Below are 16,763 nucleotides of genomic sequence, written 5' to 3' on the forward strand. Positions count from 1 at the left end.
TGTGGGGTCTCAGCCTTTCGCCAGCATGGCCTCGAGCTCGGCCCGGAAGGGGCCGGCCAGTTCCTCGCGGGCGAGCGCGTAGGCCACATTGGCCATCAGGAAACCGATCTTCGATCCGCAATCATGGATCTGCCCGTCGAAGCGGGTGGCGAAGAAGGCCTGCTCGCGTGACAGCTGGATCATCGCGTCGGTCAGCTGGATCTCGCCGCCGGTGCCTCGCTCCTGCTGGGCCAGGAGGTCGAAGATGCGGGGCTGCAGAATATAGCGGCCGGAGATGGCGAGGTTCGACGGTGCGGTGCCCGCCTTCGGCTTCTCGATCATGGCGGTGATCGGATAGGCACCGTCGCGCTCAGGCTCGATGCCGACGATGCCGTATTGATGGGTCTGGTCCTGGGGCACCTCGTAGACAGCGACGAGGTTACCGCCGTGCCGGTCATAGGCCGCGCGCATATCGGCGAGGCATGGGCGGGCGCCCAGGTGCAGCATGTCGGGCAGCAGCAGCGCGAACGGCTCGTCGCCGACGATCTCGCGGGCGCACCACACGGCATGGCCGAGCCCCAGCGGCGCCTGCTGGCGGGTGAAGCTGGTCTGGCCGGCGCCCGGCAGATCCCTGAGCAGGGCCTCGAGCTCCTTGGTCTTGCCGCGATCGGCAAGCGTATGCTCGAGCTCGTACTGGTTGTCGAAGTGGTCCTCGATGACGCCCTTGTTGCGGCCGGTGACGAAGATGAAATGCTCGATGCCAGCAGCTTTGGCCTCATCGACCACGTGCTGGATGACGGGGCGATCCACCACCGTCAGCATCTCCTTGGGCATCGCCTTGGTGGCCGGCAGAAAGCGGGTTCCGAGCCCCGCGACGGGGAACACGGCTTTGCGGATCGGCTTTGTCATGGAGGCTCGTTCGGCTAGAGGGACGAGAGACCGGGTCTCTCTCTAGGTTCTGCGCACGGGCGTCAAGCTGAGCCGGCCGCCTTTTCTGCGCTGCAAACTCCGTTCCATGGCGGCTTCGTTCGCGCTGCAGCCGATCGATTCAAGCTTTCTTAAGCGGCGAGCTGTCCTCTGGCTGGATGGCGAGGGATCGATCATGACGGCTCCGGTTAGGACTGCTGGCGGGCGCGGGCGTGGGTTCGTGGACCGGGCGGTGCGTCTTGGCCGCTCGGGCGCCGCGCTCGCCGTTTGCGCCCTGGCCGGCTGCGCCGGCTCGCCGATCCTGCCCGGCCCCAGCGAGACCGCAGTAACCGGCTCGATTGCGCCGGCCGCTGTCGAACCCGCAACCGGGATGGCGACAGGCGATTTCGGCGCCTTCGTCGCGCACCTGTGGCCCGAGGCGCAGGCGCGGGGCATCTCGCGCGCCACCTTCGATGCCGCGTTCGCCGGCGTCAGGCCCGATCCCAGGATCATCGCGCTGACGCGCCGCCAGGCCGAGTTCGTGCGGCCGGCCGGAGATTACCTCGCCAAGGCGGTGACGGCCGCCCGGCTGGAGCGGGGCGCAGAGGTCGCCGCCGAATATGCGTCGACATTGAATACGATCGCCGCCACCTACGGGGTCGACCGTGCCGCTATCGTCGGCGTCTGGGGCATGGAGACGAACTTCGGCAGCAATTTCGGCAAGAACTACGTCATCCGCGCTCTTGCGACGCTCGCCTTCGAGCGCTACCGGGGCGACTATTTCAAGCGGGAGCTCCTGGTCGCGCTCCAGATCCTGCAGGAGCGGCACATCGCCGTCGGCGACATGCAGGGTTCCTGGGCCGGCGCCATGGGCCAGACCCAGTTTATGCCGACCAGCTTCATGGTCTACGCCGTGGACTACGACCGCGACGGCAGGCGCGATATCTGGCGCTCGGTGCCCGATGCGCTCGCCTCCACGGCCAACTACCTCAAGAAGCACGGCTGGATCACCGGGCTGCCGTGGGGGTTCGAGGTGGTGCTGCCGCCGGGGCCGACGGCCGAGGGCACAAAGCACTCGTTCGCGGCCTGGGCGGCCGCCGGCGCCCGGCGCGCCGATGGCAAGGCGTTCCCCGCGCACGGTGAGGCGAGTGTGCTGCGCCCGGCGGGCGCCGGGGGGCCGGCCTTCCTGGTGACGCGCAACTTCTTCGTCATCAAGCGCTACAACAATTCAACTTCGTATGCGCTCGGGGTCGCCCACCTGGGAGACCGCATCTACGGCGGGCCGCCGGTGCAGGCCGCATGGCCGACCGCACCCCTGACGACCGGATCGATCCGCTAGACCGCTTCCCTTGGGTCTCGAGCCTCCCGCGAGGAACGGGCTCGGTCCGATCGTCGGAGCGAGGGATGCCGATGGAAACGGAGCGTTGCCGACGCCATATGAGCGCGGGGCTGAACAGGACGCCAGGAAGCGCTATAATGGAGCGGCGGAAGGCTGCTCTGGCGCCGGGGCGGGACGCCGCTTGAGAGGGACATGACTCACCGTCGGCTGGTTGCTTTGCTGTGCGCCGTGTTGACCTGCCTGGTGACGGGCGGGCCAACTGTCAGCGCGCTCGACAGCGACCTGCGCAGCCCATTGTTCCAGCGCTCCGGCCGGCCGCCCCCGCGGCAGTACCGGCCCCCGCCGGTCCCGCAGCGTCCGCCGCCGCCCCGCGGCTTCTTCGAATCGCTGTTCGGCGGCGCCCCGCCGCCGGCCGCGGCGCCGGCCCGCCCCACCAGGCCCACCTATGTCCATCGCCCGTACTACCGGCCGCTGCAGGCGGAGCCGTCGCCGCGGGCGGATTATCGGCGGCTGCGATCCCAGCGCGCCGACGAGGCCGATCGGGCGCGCAGCATTCGCCGCAACGCCTCCCGCTTCGATGGGCAGGCACGCCGGGCAGCGCGTCGGCCGGCCCGCGAGGTCGTCAAACCCAAGATCAATCCGTCGACCTTCATCGTCGTCTTCGGCGACAGCCTGGGGCAGTCGCTGGCCGAGGGGCTCGATGCGGCGATGAGCGACAATCAGGACGTGGCGGTCACCGCCAGGACCAGCGGGGAGGCCAGCCTGGCGCGGCCCGAGCCCTACGACCTCGCCAAGGCGGCGCAGGAGGCGTTGGCCGGCCAGGACAAGATGAGCATCGCCGTGATCATGGTCGGGACCAACGATCGCCAACCGATCAAGGACGGCGAGACGGTGGTCACGCCCGGCAGCGAGCGTTGGCTCCAGATCTACAGCAGTCGCGTCACGGATCTGGTCAAGACCTTCGTGGACCGCAAGATCCCGGTCATCTGGACCGGCCAGCCACCGATGAAGGACGACAAGCTGGCGGGCGAGATGGCGGCCCTGAATACGCTCGACCGCGGTCTCGTGGAACGGGCGGGAGGCGTGTTCGTCGACGTGTGGGAAGCTTTTGTCGACCCTGACAATCGCTACTCGGCCTACGGCCCCGATGTCTCGGGCGAGAAGATCAAGCTGCGTACCAACGACGGCATCCATTTCACCAAAGCCGGCGAACGTAAGTTGGCTCACTTCGTCACTGTCGAGATCCGGCGCATCCTCGACCTGAGAGCGGCGGTCGCGGGCCTGCCGATCAGGCCGTCGACCCTGGACCCGGCCGACCCGGCGGAGCTCGTCGACCGCCAGATGACGACCCTGCCCGAACCGCCCGGCAGCGTGGGCCTCACGGTCAAGCCTCTGGCCGGGCCGATCCTGCCGCTGACGGAGATCGAAGTGACCCCCGGCGGCGTGCTGCTGGCGGCGGCCCCGAAAGCGACGGGCGATGCGTCGGTGCTGATCGAGCGTGTGTTCGGCGAGGGCCACGCCGTCGACCCGCGGCCGGGCCGGGCCGACGATTTCCGCTGGCCCAAGCAGGGGTCGTAGAGGGGACGCCGGCGGCTGTGCGGCTCCCGCTCACCGCGGCAGCGTCGAACGGCCCTGCAAAAACTCGTCGACCGAACGTGCGCACTGGCGTCCTTCGCGGATGGCCCACACCACCAGCGACTGGCCGCGCCGCATGTCGCCGGCGGAGAAGACCTTGTCGCGCGAGGCGCGGTAGTCACGCGTGTTGGCAGCGACGTTGCCGCGCGGGTCGAAGCCCACGGCCAGCTCGCTCAGCAGGCCGTCGTGCACCGGCTGGATGAAGCCCATGGCGAGCAGCACCAGATCGGCCTTGAGCTCGAACTCGGTGCCGGGCACGGGCTTGAAGCCGGCGTCGACACGGGTGCAGGCGACCGCTTTGACATGGCCCCTTTCGCCGACAAACCGGGTGGTGGAGACGGCGAACTCGCGCGCCGCTCCTTCCTCGTGGCTCGACGAGGTGCGCAGCTTCAGCGGCCAATCGGGCCAAGTGATCAGCTTGTTCTCCTTCTCGGGCGGCAGCGGCATGATCTCGAGCTGGGTCACCGACAGCGCACCCTGGCGGACCGAGGTGCCGATGCAGTCCGAGCCCGTATCGCCGCCGCCGATGACGACGACATGCTTGCCCGAGGCGAGGATGGGCTTGCCGATGTCCACGTTCTCGCGGCGGTTCTGCTGCGGCAGGAAGTCCATCGCGAAGTGGACGCCGTCGAGTTCGCGGCCGCCGAGGGGCAGATCGCGCGGCTGTTCGGCACCGCCGGCGAGGACGACGGCGTCGTGCGTGTCGAGCAGCTCCTGGGCCGGCACGGTGACGCCGACGTGGCAGTTGTAGTGGAAGGTGACGCCTTCCGCCTCCATCTGCGCCACCCGCCGGTCGATGTGGTGCTTCTCCATCTTGAAATCGGGGATGCCGTAGCGCAGCAGGCCACCGGCCCGGCCGTGCTTCTCGAACACATGCACGTCATGCCCGGCACGGGCGAGCTGCTGGGCGCAGGCGAGCCCCGCCGGGCCCGAGCCCACGACCGCGATCCGCTTGCCGGTCCGCGTCGCCGGCGGATGTGGCACGATCCACCCTGCGGCCCAGCCCTTGTCGACGATGGCGCATTCGATCGTCTTGATGGTCACCGGCGCGTCGGTGAGGTTCAGCGTGCACGAGGCTTCGCAGGGGGCCGGGCAGATCCGGCCGGTAAACTCAGGGAAATTGTTGGTGGAGTGGAGGTTGCGCAGCGCCTCCTGCCAATTGTCGTGGTAGACGAGGTCGTTCCAGTCCGGGATCTGGTTGTTCACCGGACAGCCGTTGTGACAATACGGGATGCCGCAGTCCATGCAGCGCGCCGCCTGGTCACGGGTGCCTTGTTCGCCCAGCGGGATCACGAATTCCTGGTAATGGCGAATGCGATCCGACGCAGGCCGATACTTGCGGTCCTGACGATCGATCTCCATGAAGCCGGTCACCTTGCCCATTGCTTGCGAAAGCCCCTCTCACGCATCCGGTGCGTGCCACAATTTAGCTATTCGAATTCCAGTCTGCGCGGAAGCGGAGAGAAGCGTGCGCGGGCGGAAACGGCCGGCCGGAGGGCCGGGTGCTCCGCCCGCGCCGACGGTCCTACTCGGCGGCAACCCGCCGCTGCGACACCTCGATTTCTTCAAGCGCGCGCCGGTATTCCACCGGCATCACCTTGACGAACTTCGGCAGGAAATCGGTCCAGTTCTGAAGGATCTCGGCCGCCCGGCCCGATCCCGTATAGCGGTGATGGTCGGTGATGAGCTGATGCAGCCGCTCCGCATCCTGCCGTGACATATTGTCGAGCACGTCGATGCGTCCCTTGAAGGTCAGGTCGCCGCCCTGGTGGTGCAGGCGCTCGAGCAACTCCTCCTCCTCCGCCACCGGCTCCAGGTCGACCATGGAGAGATTGCAGCGCTTGGCGAAGGTGCCGTCCTCGTCCAGCACGTAGGCGATGCCGCCCGACATGCCGGCGGCGAAGTTGCGGCCGGTCTGGCCGATCACGACGACGACGCCGCCGGTCATGTATTCGCAGCCGTGGTCGCCGGTGCCCTCGACGACCGCAATGGCCCCCGAGTTGCGCACGGCAAAGCGTTCGCCGGCGACCCCGTGGAAGTAGCACTCGCCGGCGATGGCGCCGTACAGCACGGTGTTGCCGACGATGATCGACTTCTCCGGCACGATGGTCGCATTCGCCGGAGGCCGCACCACGATGCGCCCGCCCGACAACCCCTTGCCGACATAGTCGTTGGCCTCGCCCTCCAGGTCGAGGGTGACGCCGGTCGCGACCCAGGCGCCGAACGACTGGCCGGCCGTTCCCTTGAGCTTCACCGTGATGGTGTCGGGCGGCAGGCCCGCATGGCCGTAGCGCTTGGCGATCTCGCCCGACAGCATGGCCCCGGTGGTGCGGTCGACGCTGCCGATCGCATGTTCGATCACGACCGGCTCGCGCCGCTCCAGGGCCGGCTGCGCGGCGGCGATCAGCTTGCGGTCGAGCACCTGGTCCAGATGATGGTCCTGGGTCTCGCTGCGGTAGATCGTGTAGCCCTCTGCCTCCTGCGGCTTGTGGAACAGCTTGGAGAAGTCGAGGCCCTTCGCCTTCCAGTGCTCGACGACGCGCCGCTTGTCGAGCATCTGCATCTGGCCGACCATTTCGTTGAACGTCCGGTAGCCGAGCCCGGCCATGATCTCGCGCACTTCCTCCGCCACGAAGAAGAAGAAGTTGATCACGTGCTCCGGCGTGCCCACGAAGCGCTTGCGCAGCACCGGGTCCTGAGTCGCCACGCCGACGGGGCAGGTGTTCAGGTGGCACTTGCGCATCATGATGCAGCCGGCCGCGATCAGCGGCGCCGTAGCGAAGCCGAACTCGTCGGCCCCCAGCAGCGCGCCGATGACCACGTCGCGGCCGGTCCTGAGGCCGCCGTCCACCTGCACGACGATGCGGCTGCGCAGGCGGTTGGCGACCAGCGTCTGGTGCGTTTCCGCCAGGCCGATCTCCCACGGCGAGCCCGCGTGCTTGATCGAGGTCAGCGGCGAGGCGCCGGTGCCGCCTTCGAAGCCGGCTATGGTCACGTGGTCGGCCCGCGCCTTCGAGACGCCCGCCGCCACCGTGCCGACCCCCACCTCGGCTACCAGCTTGACCGATACGGCGCCCGCCGGATTGACGTTCTTCAGGTCGTAGATCAGCTGCGCCAGGTCTTCGATCGAATAGATGTCGTGATGCGGCGGCGGCGAGATCAGGCCGACGCCCGGAGTCGAATGGCGCACCTTGGCGATGACCGCATCGACCTTATGGCCGGGCAGCTGGCCGCCTTCGCCGGGCTTTGCGCCCTGCGCCATCTTGATCTGCATCATGTCGGAGTTGACGAGATACTCCGTCGTCACGCCGAAGCGGCCGGACGCCACCTGCTTGATGGCCGAGCGCATGGAATCGCCGTTCGCCAGCGGCCGGAACCGATCGGTCTCCTCGCCGCCCTCGCCGGTGTTCGACTTGCCGCCGATGCGGTTCATGGCGATGGCGAGCGTGGTATGTGCCTCGCGGGAGATCGAGCCGAACGACATCGCTCCGGTGGCGAAGCGCTTGACGATCTCATTGGCCGGCTCGACTTCGTCGAGCGGCACCGGGGCGCGCCCATCCTCCTCGGCGGTGCGGATGCCGAACAGCCCGCGGATGGTCAGCAGCCGCTCGTCCTGGTCGTTGAGGCGCTGGGCGTAGGCCTGATAGCGCTCGAGCGCGTTGCCACGCACCGCGTGCTGGAGATCGCGCACCGTGTCGGCGGTCCAGGCGTGGTCCTCGCCGCGCACGCGGTAGGCGTAGTCACCGCCGACATCGAGCGCCGTGAGGTAGATCGGCGCGTTGCCGAAGGCATCGTCGTGGCGCCGCGCGGTCTCCTCCGCCACCTCGGCCAGCCCCACGCCCTCGATCGGTGTCGCGGTGCCGGTGAAATAGCGGCCGACGAAGGTGCTGGACAGGCCGACGGCATCGAAGATCTGGGCGCCGCAATAGGACTGGTAGGTGGAGATGCCCATCTTGGACGCCACCTTGAGCAGGCCCTTGCCGATCGACTTGATGTAGCGCTTGACGGCCTCCTTGCGATCGACCTCGATCGGGAACTCGCCACGGCTGTGCAGGTCGAGGATGGTGTCGAAGGCGAGGTAGGGGTTGATCGCTTCGGCCCCGTAGCCCGCCAGGCAGGCGAAGTGGTGCACCTCGCGCGCCTCGCCGGTCTCGACCACCAGGCCCACGGAGGTGCGCAGGCCCTTGCGGATGAGGTGGTGATGCACCGCGGCGGTCGCCAGCAGGGCGGGGATCGGGATGCGGTCCGGCCCGACCTGACGGTCCGACAGCACGATGATGTTGTAGCGGCCGCGCACGGCCGCCTCGGCCCGCTCGCACAGGCGCTCGAGCGCCAGCTCCATCCCCGCCGCGCCCGTCTTGGTCGGATAGGTGGTGTCCAGCGTCTTGGTGTCGAATTGATCCTCGATGGCGCCGATGTTGCGGATCTTCTCCAGATCCCCGTTGGTCAGGATCGGCTGGCGCACCTCGAGCCGCTTCAGGCGCGAGGTGCCCTCATGGTCGAGGATGTTGGGCCGCGGCCCGATGAACGACACCAGGCTCATGACCAGCTCCTCGCGGATCGGGTCGATCGGCGGGTTGGTCACCTGGGCGAAATTCTGCTTGAAGTAGGTGTAGAGCGGCTTGGATCTGGCCGAAAGCGGCGCGATCGGCGTGTCGGTGCCCATGGAGCCGACCGCCTCCTGGCCGGTAATGGCCATGGGCGACAGCAGCATGCGCAGGTCTTCCTGGGTGTAGCCGAAGGCCTGCTGGCGATCGAGCAGCGACACGTCCGCGCGCGGTGCGCGCGCCTCCACCGGCGGCAGGTCCTCCAGCACGATCTGCGTGCGCTCCAGCCACTCGCTGTAGGGATGGCTGGTGGCGAGCTCGCGCTTGATCTCGTCGTCGGAAACGATGCGGCCCTTCTCCAGGTCGATCAGCAGCATCCTGCCCGGCTGGAGGCGCCACTTCTCGACGATGTCCTCCTCCGGGAAGGTGAGCACGCCCATCTCCGAGGCCATGACGACCAGGCCGTCGCGCGTCACGAAATAGCGGGCCGGGCGCAGGCCGTTGCGGTCGAGCGTGGCGCCGATCTGGCGGCCATCGGTGAAGGCGATCGCGGCCGGACCGTCCCACGGCTCCATCAGCGCCGCGTGGTACTCGTAGAACTGGCGCCGCTCCTCGTCCATGAGCGGATTGCCGGCCCAGGCCTCGGGGATCAGCATCATCATGGCATGGGCGAGCGAATAGCCCCCGCGCACCAGGAACTCGAGCGCGTTGTCGAAGCAGGCGGTGTCGGACTGGCCCTCGTAGGAGATCGGCCAGAGCTTCGAGATATCTTCCCCGAACAGCGGCGAGGAGACCGAGGCCTGCCGTGCCGCCATCCAGTTGACGTTGCCGCGCAGCGTGTTGATCTCGCCGTTGTGGGCGACCATCCGGTAGGGGTGGGCCAGCGACCAGGTGGGGAAGGTGTTGGTCGCGAAGCGCTGATGCACGAGCGCGATGGCCGAGACCAGGCGCGGGTCCTTGAGATCGAGGTAATAGGCACCGAGCTGGGTCGACAGCAGCATGCCCTTGTAGACGAGCGTGCGCGAGGACAGGCACACGGCGTAGTAGCCCTTGGTGCGCTCGTCGCCGAGGTCGTTGACCGCGTTGGAGACCACCTTGCGCAGCACGAACAGCCGGCGCTCGAAGTCATCGCCGGGCGCGGTGTCGCCGCCGCGGCCGATGAACACCTGGCGGTGGAACGGCTCGGTCGGCTTGACGCTGTAGCCGAGGTCCGAATTGTCGACCGGCACATCGCGCCAGCCCAGCAGCACCTGGCCTTCGGCTGCCGCGGCGCGCTCGACGGTGTCCTCGATCAGCCTGCGGCCCTCCGGGTCCCGCGGCATGAAGAAGTGACCGACGGCATAGTCGCCGGCCGTCGGCAGCGTGATGCCGAGCTTGGGACATTCGTCGGCGAAGAATTCATGCGGCATCTGCAGCAGCAGGCCACAGCCGTCGCCCGCCTTGGGGTCGGCACCGACGGCGCCCCGGTGCTCCAGATTGCGCAGGATCGCGAGCCCGTGCTCGATGATCGCGTGCGACTTCTCGTTCTTCATATTCGCGACAAAGCCGACGCCGCACGAATCGTGCTCGTTCGCCGGGTCGTACAGACCCGTCGGAGCCGGAAATCCCGGATCGACGCCGCGACGGGCCGCGGATGGAGCGTTCCGAATTGCGGTGTCGCCGATCGTGTCGCGCATGTCAGCCCCCGAACGCCAAGACTTTCACTGCCGTGAAGCACGGCAATATCGATGCCAGATCGCCCGGCCGGCTCCCCTCGGGGAAGCCCGCCGGCACTCGCGTTGTCGAGGTTCGGTCGCTCTGGCCCTGCGCCCGCACCTCGCGGGCCCGGCCAGCCGTCAGGCTGCGCGCGCGCCCATTGTCCGCACGACGCGGACAGTCGGTTTCAGGCTCTTTCGATCAGCCGCATTCATCTGCGCTGCCATTGTGGCCCGCCCTGTCCGACAGGTCGAGAGCGCGCGTGCGCGCGCTCCCTGGGAAAAAATGGACAGCAGGGCTGTCCTACCCTCACATTGGCAGATTTCTAGACTGTGCACAAGGGCGGCGGCCCCGCGCCCATTGCATCGCCCGTGCATGAAAAAGGCGCCCCGAGGGGCGCCTTCCGTGGTCGTCGGCGATGCGTTGGGCTGTCAGGCCGCGACTTTCGTCTCGACGGTCTCGACCTTTGCGTCGATGACCGGGGCTTCCACCCCGTTGCCCTTGCCGCCGATGGGGATCTGGCGCGGCTTCTTGGCCTCCGGGATCTCACGGACGAGCTCGACGTGCAGCAAGCCGTTGCGGAGCTCGGCTCCAACGACCTGCACGTGGTCGGCCAGCTGGAAGCGGCGCTCGAACGCTCGCGAGGCGATGCCCTGATAGAGGACCTCGGCCTTGTCGCCGGTCGTCTGGGCGCTCTTGTCGCCGCGGATGCTCAGCGTACCTTCCTTGACCTCGATGGAGAGCTCGCCCTCAGCGAAGCCAGCGACTGCCACCGTGATGCGATAGGCGTTCTCGCCCGTGCGCTCGATGTTGTAGGGCGGATAGGTAGGGGCGCTGTCGACCGCCGTCAGCTTGTCCAGCATGTTGAACACGCCGTCGAAACCGACCGTGGAGCGGTAGAGGGGGGACAAATCGAACTGTCGCATGGCATATCCTCCAAGTGAAGCGACATGCAAAATCCGCCTCGTGACGAGCGCGGATCAGCCGGGATGTGCAGCCGTGTGGCCTGCACGCGGCTGAGTTGGGAATGGGCCCACGCGATGTCAAGGTTGGCGTCACGGGGCCGGAATGCCCGGTCGCAGGGGTTGGAGGCGCGCGTGGATTTCGTTGAGACGGCCGACAATCCGATCCCCGCCGGTGCGGAGTTGATGCCGGTGACGACCGGCGACGGCCGCGTGCTGCGCGCCGTGCGCTGGCCGGCCGCCGCGGGGGCGGCCGAGGTCAAGGGCACGGTCTTGATCCTCCAGGGCCGGGCCGAGTTCCTGGAGAAGTACTTCGAGACGGTGGGCGATCTGCTAGCCCGCGGCTTTGCGGTCGTGACCTTCGACTGGCGCGGGCAGGGCGGATCCGAGCGCGAGCTGGCCAATCCCGCCAAGGGCCATGTCGACGACTTCTCGCTCTACCGGCTGGACCTGGAGGCGGTGCTCGACCAGGCCGTGTCGCCCGCCTGGCCGCAGCCGCTGTTCGGACTTGCCCATTCCATGGGCGGTGCGGTCCTTTTACAGGCGTTGAGCCAGGGATTTGATCGCTTTGCACGGGTCGTGACCATTGCGCCGATGGTCGACATCGCGCTGATCGCCATGCCGCGGCTGGCGCGCGCGCTGGCGCAGGGCCTCGACGTGGTGGGGCTCGGCACCGCCTACGTGCCGGGCGGAGGCGCCCGCTCGATTCAACGCAAGCCGTTCGCGGGCAACCGGGTGAGCGGCGATGCCGTGCGCTATGCCCGCAACGCGGCCGCCGCGCGGCCCGACATCGCCGTCGGCGACCCCACCATCTCATGGCTCAACGCCGCTTTCCGCTGCATGGCGACGCTCACGGAGCCACGCTTCGGCGCTGCAATCACGACGCCGATCCTGGTTATCGGCGCCGGGGAGGACAGGATCGTCTCGACGCTCGCCGTGGAGCGCTTCGCCACGCGCCTCAAGAGCGGCCACGCCATCGTCATCCCGGCGTCGCTGCACGAGGTGTTGATGGAGCGCGAACCGATCCGCGACGCGTTCTTCGCCGCCTTCGATGCCTTCATTCCCGGCAGCACTGTCGCGCCAGCGACGGCAGCCGCGAAGGCTGCCGGTTAGCTCTCTCCGCGCGTGCCGCGGCCGCGCCGCGGCTTCGCCGCCGGCCTGCTTTCGATCGGCACCATGTTGGCGATGACCGGATTGGGCGTGTGATCCAGCGGCGCTCCCGTTGCCGCGTCGACGCCCACCCCGATCACGCCGCCGATCAGGATGTTGCCGGCAAGCCCCGCTGCGCCGCCGCCGCTGAGCCGCGTCGTCACCGGTATCTGGACCGGGTAGTGGCCGTCGAGCGAGAAGGTGGCGACGAACTCCTGCTTGCGTGGCACGTCCCAGATGCAGGGCGCCGCCGGGCAGCTCATGCCCATGTTCGACACCACCTGCGCGCCGGGCGGATTGGACTCCACCGTGACCTTCTCCGTGGTCCCGCGCACGACCGTGCCGCAGCCCGCGCCAACGAGCGCCGCGGCCGCAGCCGCAGCGAAAAACACCTTGTACATGAAATGCCCCCAATTCCCTCGTGCGGCCTAGCCACGCGGCAACCAGGAGTCGATAGGACTTTCGGTTAAGCGGAGCCTGCGCAGTAAGCGGCAGCTGGCGGGCGCGCGCCCGGCCGCGCTGGCGCTGCCGATGGAGGCTCGTGCCGTGTTAGACGGCGCCCCGGGCGAGCAACTCGAGCGCCTGCTCGTGCACGCGGGGGTCACCCGCCGCCACGACGGCGCCGCCGCCGGTGACCGGCCCCCCGTCCCAGGTGGTGATGACGCCCCCTGCGCCCTCGATGATCGGCACCAGCGGCACGATATCGCACGCCTTGAGCCCGGCCTCGACCACCAGGTCGATGTGGCCGGCGGCGAGCAGGCAATAGGCGTAGCAGTCCGTGCCGAAGCGGGTGAGCTGGCAGGCGCGCTCCACCCGGTCAAATGCATCGAGCGCGCCGCCCTCGAAGAGCCGCGGCGAGGTCGAGGCCAGGGTGGCGGAGGCCAGCTCCGCACAGCGCCGGGTGCGGATGACGCGCTGCTCGTCGCCCCGCCGGTAGCCGCTCTCACCGCCGTCGCCGAAAAACCGCTCGCCGATGAAGGGCTGGTGCATGAGCCCGTAGGCGGGGTGGCCATGGTGCTTGAGCCCGATCAACGTACCCCACAGCGGCAGCCCGCTGATGAAGGCGCGCGTCCCGTCGATCGGGTCGAGCACCCAGACATACTCGGCGTCGGGGCGTTCGTCGTCGAACTCCTCGCCCTCGATGCCATGGGCCGGAAAGGTGCGGCGGATCATCGACCGCATCACCGATTCGGCGGCGCGATCCGCCTCCGTCACCGGATCGAAGTCTCCGTGCGACGACTTGTTCTCGGCGATCAACGTGGAGCGGAAGAAGGGATTGATCGTCCGGCCCGACACGTCCGCGAGCTCATTGACGAAGGCGCCGAAATCCACCGCGGTCATGGCCTGTCCTCAAAGCCGGTGCCCGAGCGCCGGGCCTGGCCCGTGTGGATAGCAAAAAGACGTGAAGGTTCAAACGTTTCCGAAGCGCGATGCCGAAAACGCGGCCGGCACGGCATCTCGCCACTTGCATTTTGTGCGGTGCGATGGCATCTTGTTGCAGTGCGGTACCGTCCTTGACGGGATCGCTGCCCTCCTTGGGCGTTTCCTCCCTAGACTTGGGCCGCACTTCGGTGCGGCCCTTTTTATGGGGGCGGTGTCCGTCCCCCCGTTCGGGGCGGCCGCGCCATTCCGCACCTGGCCCACAGTGGCCGTGCCCGCCGGCTACTCGGCCGCGATCGAACGCGGCATCGAATCAGTGGCGACCCGCGCGACGAACTCGCCGAACACCTGGGTCAGGTGCTCCGCCAACGTCGCCCAGCCTTCGTTCGGCTCCAGCGTCCGCTCATCCATGTAGAGGCCCCGGTTGATCTCCACCTGAATGGCATGCCGGAAGGTGGCCGGGGCGCCGTAGTGCTCGGTGATGAAGCCGCCGGCATAGGGCTTGTTGCGGGCGACCGTGTAGCCCAGCGCGCTGAACAGAGCCTCCAGCAAGTCGGTCACCCGGCCGTCGCAGCTGGTGCCGTACCGGTCGCCGAGGACGATGTCGGCGGTCTGTCCCTCATGGCGCGGCAGGCTGGTGGACGGCATGGAGTGGCAGTCGACCAGCACCACGGTGCCGAACTGCCTGAGCGTGCGCGTCGCCAGATGCCGAAGGACCCGGTGGTAAGGCTTGTAGAGATGCTCGATGCGCTGCAGCGCCGCCGCTACCGGCAGCCGGGCGCGGTAGATGTCGTGGCCGTCGGCGACGATGCGCGGAATGGTGCCGAGGCCGCCGGCGACCCGCATCGATCGACTGTTGGCATACGCCGGCAGCGGTCCGTCGAACATGCGGGGGTCGAGCTCGTAAGGTTCGCGATTGACGTCCAGATAGGCTCTGGGGAAGCGCGCGCTCATCAGCGGCGCGCCGAAACGCACGATCGGGCCGAACAGCAGATCCACGTGCGCGTCCTCGGACCGGCGCAACGACAACGGGTCGAGCCGTGAGGAGGCCAGAAAATTCGGCGGATAGACGCGCCCGGCATGCGGCGCGTTGAACACCACCGGCACGGATTGCCGCATCGGCTCGGTGAGCACGAAAGGCGGATCGAACGTCGAGTCCGGCGGGGATTGCATCAAATGGGAACCGCTCGCAGGCCGAAGAGCTACGGGAGAGAACTTTGGCTTCGAAAATGGCGGATGTCCATGATGACGATGGGCTGACGGACACGTCGCCCGTCGGCCTTGGCTTGCCCTATTCACAGCTTCTTTACGGCGGGCAGTCTTTATGGTCGAACGACCCAGTCGCCCCGTGAAGCCGATGACCAACAAGATCCTCCTTGCCGAAGACGACAATGACATGCGGCGCTTTCTCGTGAAGGCGCTGGAGAACGCCGGCTACGACGTAGCCTCGTTCGACAACGGCCTGTCGGCCTACAACCGCTTGCGGGAGGAGCCATTCGAGCTGCTTCTGACCGATATCGTGATGCCGGAAATGGACGGTATCGAGCTCGCACGCCGCGCCACCGAGCTCGATCCGGACCTCAAGGTCATGTTCATCACGGGCTTCGCCGCCGTGGCGCTCAACGCCGATTCGCGGGCCCCGCGCGATGCCAAGGTGCTCTCGAAGCCCTTCCACCTGCGCGAACTGGTGAACGAGGTCGAGAAACTCCTCGCCGCATAATTCGTGCGATACCGGTTGCGCACGCGCGAGCGAGCGGGTATATCGCCCGCTCGCTCGGGCCGAGCCTTCGGTCAGCGGGCGTGGCCGGACGGGGCGCTCGGAACGGGCGCCGCCTCGTCGGTCTGAAAGTTCGTGGCATGGGCCAGGGTCAATCGACCATCGGCTCAATCCATCAAGGCATTTCGCGATTGGATGAGATCATCCGGTTGCATTGAAATGCTCCAGGTCTTTGAATCTGGGCGCTTCTCGGCGGTTGGGTGTTTCACCTGGCCGCGAAGCGCTCGAGGGCGCGTAGCTCAGCGGGAGAGCACTACGTTGACATCGTAGGGGTCACAGGTTCGATCCCTGTCGCGCCCACCATCTTGTCGAAGTTTGCGGCCGGCTCTCGTCGTCGTGCCGGACGGGGAACGGACTATGAAGATCCGCAATTCACTGAAGTCGCTCATGGGGCGCCATCGCGACAACCAGCTCGTGCGCCGCCGCGGCCGCGTCTACATCATCAACAAGACGCAGAAGCGCTACAAGGCCCGCCAGGGCTGATCGGCGGCAGCCGCGGCGCTGCGGGCTGGTCACGTCGCGGGCGGCCGATGCCGCCCTTCGACGCCGGGCCTGAGGGCGCGGCATCATGGGCACGCGGACCGGCAGGGTTGCGGATTGGATCCGGCCGTGTTCCGGTCTATTGTTCTCCCATGAGCCGTCCTTTAGCCACCGCCGGCCGTCCGAGGTTGCTTCGTTGCGCGTCGATGGTAGCGGCGGCGGCAATCTGGTTCGGCGCCGCCATATCGGCGTCCCTGGCCCAATCCAGGCCCGAGTCCCCATCCAAGCATGAGCCTCAGGCGCCTGCCCCTCAGGCTGCCAAGCCGCCGGCCGAGGTCGGCAAGCACGAGGCCGACAGTGGCGCGACGCTCGATCGCCTGTTCGCCCGCCTGGCGCAAGCTAAGGATGACGACGAGGCCGCAGGCATCACGCGGCAGATCGAGCGGCGCTGGATGCAGTCGGGCAGCGATACGGCCGATCTGCTGATGGGGCGCGCCGTCGTGGCCCTGGCTGCCGGCGACCAGCCGCTCGCTGTCGAACTGCTCGACCGCGTCGTCACCATTCGCCCCGCCTGGGCCGAGGCGTGGAACAAGCGGGCCACGGTCTTCACGCTCATGGGCGACCAGCAGCGCGCCGTCGCCGACATCCAGAAGACGCTATCGCTGGAGCCGCGCCATTTCGGCGCCTTGAGCGGGCTGGGCACCATCTTCAGCGCCAACGACGATGACAAGCACGCGCTCGATGCCTATCGCCGCGCCCTGGCCATCAATCCGTTCCTGGACGCTGTCAAGGAGCGCGTGAAGCGGCTGGAGCCCGACGTCGACGGCCGCGACCTCTGAGCCGCGCCGGCGCATGCCCGGCACGCGCCGATCGGATGAACGTCGCTCATCCGGTCGGACAGAAGCGCTCCGGAG

At 68.0% G+C, this 16,763-nt stretch carries 13 protein-coding genes and 1 tRNA gene; 7 read left to right on the plus strand and 7 right to left on the minus strand.

Going from position 1 to position 16,763, the window contains the following annotated elements:
• Positions 1-9 precede the first annotated feature (9 nt).
• Positions 10-888, minus strand: coding sequence for a UTP--glucose-1-phosphate uridylyltransferase GalU (gene galU, locus IEW34_RS11430; protein WP_188609324.1), 879 nt, complete (start codon positions 886-888; stop codon positions 10-12).
• A 193-nt stretch (positions 889-1,081) separates the two neighbouring features.
• Between galU and IEW34_RS11435 the strand changes: the two genes are divergently transcribed.
• Together IEW34_RS11435 and IEW34_RS11440 are read left to right on the plus strand one after the other, a co-directional pair.
• Complete coding sequence (locus IEW34_RS11435; protein ID WP_188609325.1) at positions 1,082-2,224, plus strand: lytic murein transglycosylase; 1,143 nt, start codon at positions 1,082-1,084, stop codon at positions 2,222-2,224.
• A 192-nt stretch (positions 2,225-2,416) separates the two neighbouring features.
• Positions 2,417-3,802: an SGNH/GDSL hydrolase family protein gene (locus IEW34_RS11440; RefSeq protein ID WP_188609326.1), complete on the plus strand. Its 1,386-nt coding sequence runs from the start codon at positions 2,417-2,419 to the stop codon at positions 3,800-3,802.
• A 30-nt stretch (positions 3,803-3,832) separates the two neighbouring features.
• On the opposite strand, the gene IEW34_RS11445 is transcribed toward IEW34_RS11440, so the two are convergent.
• From IEW34_RS11445 to IEW34_RS11455, 3 genes are all read right to left on the minus strand, one after another.
• Positions 3,833-5,242, minus strand: coding sequence for a glutamate synthase subunit beta (locus IEW34_RS11445; RefSeq protein ID WP_188609327.1), 1,410 nt, complete (start codon positions 5,240-5,242; stop codon positions 3,833-3,835).
• Between the two features lie 142 nt (positions 5,243-5,384).
• Positions 5,385-10,082, minus strand: coding sequence for a glutamate synthase large subunit (gene gltB, locus IEW34_RS11450; protein WP_188609328.1), 4,698 nt, complete (start codon positions 10,080-10,082; stop codon positions 5,385-5,387).
• 450 nt (positions 10,083-10,532) lie between these two features.
• Positions 10,533-11,027, minus strand: a complete 495-nt coding sequence (locus IEW34_RS11455; protein WP_188609329.1) for an Hsp20 family protein — start codon at positions 11,025-11,027, stop codon at positions 10,533-10,535.
• Positions 11,028-11,198: 171 nt separating this feature from the next.
• Here IEW34_RS11455 and IEW34_RS11460 point away from each other — a divergent pair, with 171 nt between their 5' ends.
• Entirely contained in the window at positions 11,199-12,176 is a 978-nt protein-coding gene (locus IEW34_RS11460) for an alpha/beta fold hydrolase (protein ID WP_373288242.1), read from the plus strand.
• Here the strand turns inward: IEW34_RS11460 and IEW34_RS11465 are convergent.
• The 3 genes from IEW34_RS11465 to IEW34_RS11475 form a co-directional block, all read right to left on the minus strand.
• Complete coding sequence (locus IEW34_RS11465) at positions 12,173-12,613, minus strand: translation initiation factor 2 (protein WP_188609331.1); 441 nt, start codon at positions 12,611-12,613, stop codon at positions 12,173-12,175. The two genes, IEW34_RS11460 and IEW34_RS11465, sit on opposite strands and share 4 nt — an antisense overlap.
• A gap of 148 nt (positions 12,614-12,761) precedes the next feature.
• Positions 12,762-13,553, minus strand: coding sequence for a histidinol-phosphatase (gene hisN / locus IEW34_RS11470; protein ID WP_188609332.1), 792 nt, complete (start codon positions 13,551-13,553; stop codon positions 12,762-12,764).
• 321 nt (positions 13,554-13,874) lie between these two features.
• Positions 13,875-14,765: an N-formylglutamate amidohydrolase gene (locus IEW34_RS11475; RefSeq protein ID WP_188609333.1), complete on the minus strand. Its 891-nt coding sequence runs from the start codon at positions 14,763-14,765 to the stop codon at positions 13,875-13,877.
• A 184-nt stretch (positions 14,766-14,949) separates the two neighbouring features.
• On the opposite strand from IEW34_RS11475, the gene cpdR reads away from it, so the two are divergent.
• The 4 genes from cpdR to IEW34_RS11495 all read left to right on the plus strand — a co-directional run bounded on the left by cpdR (position 14,950) and on the right by IEW34_RS11495 (position 16,688).
• On the plus strand, positions 14,950-15,312 hold the full coding sequence (gene cpdR, locus IEW34_RS11480) for a cell cycle two-component system response regulator CpdR (RefSeq protein ID WP_188609334.1): 363 nt from the start codon (positions 14,950-14,952) through the stop codon (positions 15,310-15,312).
• 285 nt (positions 15,313-15,597) lie between these two features.
• A tRNA-Val gene (locus tag IEW34_RS11485) sits at positions 15,598-15,672 on the plus strand.
• A gap of 54 nt (positions 15,673-15,726) precedes the next feature.
• On the plus strand, positions 15,727-15,852 hold the full coding sequence (ykgO, locus tag IEW34_RS11490) for a type B 50S ribosomal protein L36 (protein ID WP_188609335.1): 126 nt from the start codon (positions 15,727-15,729) through the stop codon (positions 15,850-15,852).
• A gap of 203 nt (positions 15,853-16,055) precedes the next feature.
• Positions 16,056-16,688 (plus strand): tetratricopeptide repeat protein, encoded by a 633-nt coding sequence (locus IEW34_RS11495; protein ID WP_244641936.1) that lies wholly within the window; start codon positions 16,056-16,058, stop codon positions 16,686-16,688.
• Positions 16,689-16,763: the final 75 nt, after the last annotated feature.

The sequence above is a fragment of the Chelatococcus reniformis genome, from assembly GCF_014640075.1.
GTDB classification, from domain to species: domain Bacteria; phylum Pseudomonadota; class Alphaproteobacteria; order Rhizobiales; family Beijerinckiaceae; genus Camelimonas; species Camelimonas reniformis.